The sequence below is a fragment of the Thermogutta sp. genome (assembly GCF_014359955.1).
Taxonomy (GTDB): domain Bacteria; phylum Planctomycetota; class Planctomycetia; order Pirellulales; family Thermoguttaceae; genus Thermogutta.
Window position 1 is genome coordinate 1 of record NZ_JACIYL010000325.1, and the last position, 4575, is coordinate 4575.

Annotated in this window: 2 protein-coding genes and 1 pseudogene; all 3 read left to right on the plus strand. The window is 60.1% G+C overall.

Annotation, left to right across the window (positions count from 1 at the left end; all coding sequences use genetic code 11):
- Positions 1-2012, plus strand: a pseudogene (locus H5U08_RS10690) (hypothetical protein); the annotation flags it as partial.
- Positions 2013-2275: 263 nt separating this feature from the next.
- Positions 2276-3895, plus strand: coding sequence for an L-aspartate oxidase (nadB, locus tag H5U08_RS10695; RefSeq protein WP_297032854.1), 1620 nt, complete (start codon positions 2276-2278; stop codon positions 3893-3895).
- 425 nt (positions 3896-4320) lie between these two features.
- Positions 4321-4575 (plus strand): L-rhamnose mutarotase (locus H5U08_RS10700; RefSeq protein ID WP_297032856.1); only part of this gene is annotated, 255 nt, incomplete at its 3' end.

A 4575-nucleotide genomic window follows, 5' to 3' on the forward strand; every position in this document is an offset into this window, starting at 1 on the left:
ACCAGGCCAATGCGGAGAGGTCATCCCAGGGTCAGCAGACAGGTTCCCCCGAACCGCAACCGGGCAATAATCCTCCCGGCCTGGCACAGAACGGAAAAACGGACGATTCCGGATCGGGTGAATCGCAGACCGGTGGCCAACGTGGCAGCGGCAAAGAATCGCAGGGAACGAAAGACGGCCAGGCACAGTCGGGAAATATGAGTGGTACCCCACGACAACGATCGGAAGGTGCCACCACCCGTGAATCGGGCGACTCGTCGGAGCAAGGTGAGCGGCCATCGCACTCCGAGGAAGGAACCCCCGGCGGCTCGGACCGCCACCACGCCGGCGAACAGGCTGGCGCGACAAATCAAGATCAGTCACAGGGAAGCAATGGGCAGGAGCAACAGGCGGCGGGAGAGGGCACGACCCCTGACAGGTCCGATTCAATGGGGACGAGTGGGAAAGAAGGGAGAGCCCAGGGGGAATCTGGCACGGAGGGGACAAGCCGCTCGCAGGGAAACGGGACCGAGCAGACCGGTTCTGGAAAGCCTGGTTCGTCAGGAGCATCGCAGCAGGCCGGTGCATCCGGCAGCGGTGAATCCGCCGCAGGGGAAAAGAATTCGCAGCAGGGAGCAGCTTCGTCGAATCAGGGTGCGAGTGAGGGCGGTGCTCAACAGAAGGAAACGGCGGGCCACGGCGGAACCCCCAAAGCTGGTGGCACCGGCAGCGAGCGGTCGTCCGATGGAAACGCCTCGGAAGACAGCCAGGGGCAGGGCAAGATTGACGGGATATCAAATCCAGGAGACGCCATCGAAAGGATCCTGAAATACCTGGAACGCAGCGGCGGGACAAAGCCCGACGGCGCGGCTTCCGGAGCGCAGGATCAGGGCTCGCAAACGGCGGGTGAAAAAGATCGGCGGCCGGGCTCGGGAAATCAGGGGACGACGCCGGCGCCATCACCAGGGCAACAACCGGGTAACCAGCAGGAATCGGCGAATGGTTCGGCTGGGACAGCTTCAAACAGTCAGGTTCAGCCTAATCGTGATGCCCCCGCTGTCTCGCCCGGGCAGTCACCCCCTGCGGGAAACACCCCGCAGGTGACCGACTCTCACAACCAGGCGGGAGGTGGCGAGTCGCCTCCGCCGAGTTCCGGAATGGCACCGCCGCAGGGCGATCGGGCACCCCAACAGACAGACGGTCCTCCCAATACGGTGGCCAATCCGCCTCCATCGAACCAGCAGCACGGGGCCCGCAATCGCGAGGGCGAAAGCGGAGAGCAGTCCGGCTTGGGAGGTCAGGGAGGTGGTCAGCAGACGCCGGGCCAGGGAAGTGGCGCGGCGGGAAGTCAGTCTCCCGCTGACGGTCAAGGCGGAAATCCTACGCCAGGAGCCGGTCCGGAGACATCCGCCTCGGCAGGAAATAAGGTGAGCAGTTCCGGCGGGAGTTCGCAGGGCGGAACAGGTGCGACCGGCGATTCGAACCAGGGTGGTCAGGGAGGGCAGCAAAGTTCTGCTCAAGGATCTCCCGCGGCTGGCGGTCAACATGCGCCGAATGGCAGTCAGTCCGGCAGTGCCTCGCGCGGTGGTGGACTTCCCGGTGGTGGTTCAGGCGGTGGAGGAGCCTGGCCTGGCACCGAAACACCTGTTGATGATCCAAACCTGGAATTTGCCCGACGACAGACGGATCTCGTACTGCGGTATCTGGAGGACCAAATAGCCCGGCAAAACCCGGATGAAAACCTTCTTAAAGAGTTGGGCTGGACGAAGGAAGAAATGGCCCAGTTCGTGAGGCGTTGGCAGGAGCTGAAAAAGGCGGCGGAAGCTGACACCCCGCAGGGAAAAGAGGCGAAAAAACGGTTGAACGAGATCCTCCGTAGTCTCGGTTTGCGGCCGAGCGGCACCGAAATTCGACGCAATGACGAGCTGAAAGACACCGTGCACGGGCTGGAAGCCGGTCGCGACATCCCGCCCCCTCCCCAGTGGAGCGACTACTTCCAGGAATACCTCAAATCTCTCGGTGCGGCTCAGTAATCGCCCCGGGTTCCCTGTGAATCATCTCTCAAATACTGTGTTTTGAATTGGGTCGGCGACCATTCCCTGGTATGCTAAATACTTTCGAATCTCGGGAACGGGACCGCGCTCAACCCTTGGGGTGGCCGCTAGAATTTTGCTTTGCCCAGATCCACCCGGTGTTTCCCGCGGTTTGATGGGGCCGCATTCCCGCTTGAAGCACGGTCTGGACTCGCCGGGCGCATGATGGAAAAACGGTGGATTGAGAAGTGGAGTCAATAACGGTGTTCGGACTAGAAACCCCAGAACCACGGTATTTAACCCCGTTTAATCCACGCCAGATTCCCCACTTTTTTACAGACATTTTGATTGTGGGGGCCGGTTTGGGGGGACTCCGGGCGGCGCTGGCCGTTGATCCGCGGCTTAACGTTCTGATTGCATGTAAGGATGGCCGTGAGGGATCCAATAGCTGGCACGCTCAGGGCGGAATTGCCGCCGTTCTTGATCCGGAGGATGACCTGGAAAATCATGTGCGGGACACGCTGGAAGCCGGTGGCGGCCTGTGTGATGAGGCGGTCGTTCGAAGTGTCATCTACGAAGGTCCGGAACGCATCCGCGAGTTGATGGCATGGGGGGCGGAGTTCGACCGTGCTGGCGATCGGCTGGCTTTGGGACGCGAAGGCGGGCACAGCCACAATCGGATCGTCCATGCCAATGGTGACGCGACTGGCCGGGAAGTCATCCGTGTGCTGTATGATCGTGTCCGCCAACAGCCGAATGTGGATATCTGGGAGGATACTTTCACGCTCGATCTGCTGACATGGGAGGGGCGATGCCGAGGGGCCATGGTCTGGAATCACCGCCATGGTCGAACGCTCGTCTGGGCCAAACAGACGATTCTCGCCACCGGTGGTTGTGGCCAGCTCTATCGGGAGACGACCAATCCGGAAACAGCCACAGGAGATGGAATGGCGATGGCGTTTCGCGCCGGAGCAGAACTGCGTGACCTGGAGTTCATGCAGTTTCATCCGACGGTTCTCTACATCGCGGGAAGTGCCCGGCACCTCATCACGGAGGCCATGCGCGGGGAAGGTGCCCGACTGGTGGATCGGCACGGCTATCGCTTCATGTTTGACTATGATCCGCGTGGTGAGCTGGCTCCGCGGGATGTGGTGAGCAGCGCCATTGTGGCCCAAATGGAAAAAACGCGGCATCCCTGTGTCTATCTTGACTTGACCCACTTGGATGCTGCCCAGATTAGAGCGCGGTTCCCTGGGATCACGAAAATCTGCGAGGAATTCCGTCTCGATTTGTCACGGGACCGGATTCCGGTTCGGCCCGGCGCTCACTACATGATGGGCGGTGTTACCGTGGATCTCGAAGGCCGGACGACAGTGCCGGGTTTATGGGCCGCCGGCGAGGTGACATCGTCGGGCCTTCATGGGGCTAATCGGCTGGCCTCCAACAGTCTTCTGGAGGCGCTGGTGTACGGACGGAGAGCGGGGCAAGGGGCTTCTCGAGAAGCCCTGGAAATGCCCGACCAGTACACCGTGTTGCCTTTGGCCAATCCGCCGACCCCTGCTCCTCATGAACCTCTTGACCTTGTCGATATTCGCAATTCTTTGAAAAGCCTTATGTGGCGGAGCATGGGCGTTCGACGCATCGGGGATAAGATGCGGGAAGCTCTCGAGGATATGGAGCGGTGGTGCAGCTACGCGCTGCTCCGGCAGTTCACCCACCCCCAAGGTTGGGAATTGCAGAACATGCTCACCATCGCCAGACTGATGGTGCGAGCAGCGATCCAGCGGGAAGAATCGCGCGGATGCCACTACCGCCTGGATTTCCCCGAGCCGAAGCCGGACTGGCAAAAACGGCGGATCACTTTTCGGCGTCCGGAAAGCTGATCGGAATCGAAAGAGTGGCGGCTGCCAGAGCCGGATGCTCTTGATCGGCCGTCGCTGTGACACACCCCCACTTTACCTCTGTCAATAGGAACACGAACATGCACACAGGCGTGTTTCCTGGGGCACGACAAGTGTGCTTCTCCGATTCTTTTAGCGCAATCAGCTTGCCAGGCTCACATTCCAACATTTGGATGGCCCACTTCCTCGGACGCTTCCACGTCCTGGTTTCAGTTGCCGGTTGAACGGGAGGGGCCATTCATGAATGGTCCTTGTACCCCAGTGCGCCCAGGCCATCCGAGCGGTTTTTGCAAAAGTGGGATGCTTCGCGCCGCCACTTACTTGACACCGCTTCTCATTCGTGAATAATCGCACTCCAGGCAAGCATTCTGGGTGTAAACAGTCTGTGATAGGTGGGAGGTTCTGGTATGTTCAAACAGCGTGCGGTTCGGATTGGTGCGGGTTTTGTTCTGGTGGCAGTAGGATTTATTCTTGGCCTTGCCGCGCATTCACAATGGGAAAATCTTCAGGCGTCGGAAGGGAGCAAGGAAGCTGCCCCTAAGAAGGTCATGCGGGTGGGCCAGGTTATCGGACTGCGTCCGGAGAAAAAGGATTACTACATCCAGCTTCACGCCAACACCTGGCCGGGAGTACTGAAACGAATTCACGATTCAAACATCCGG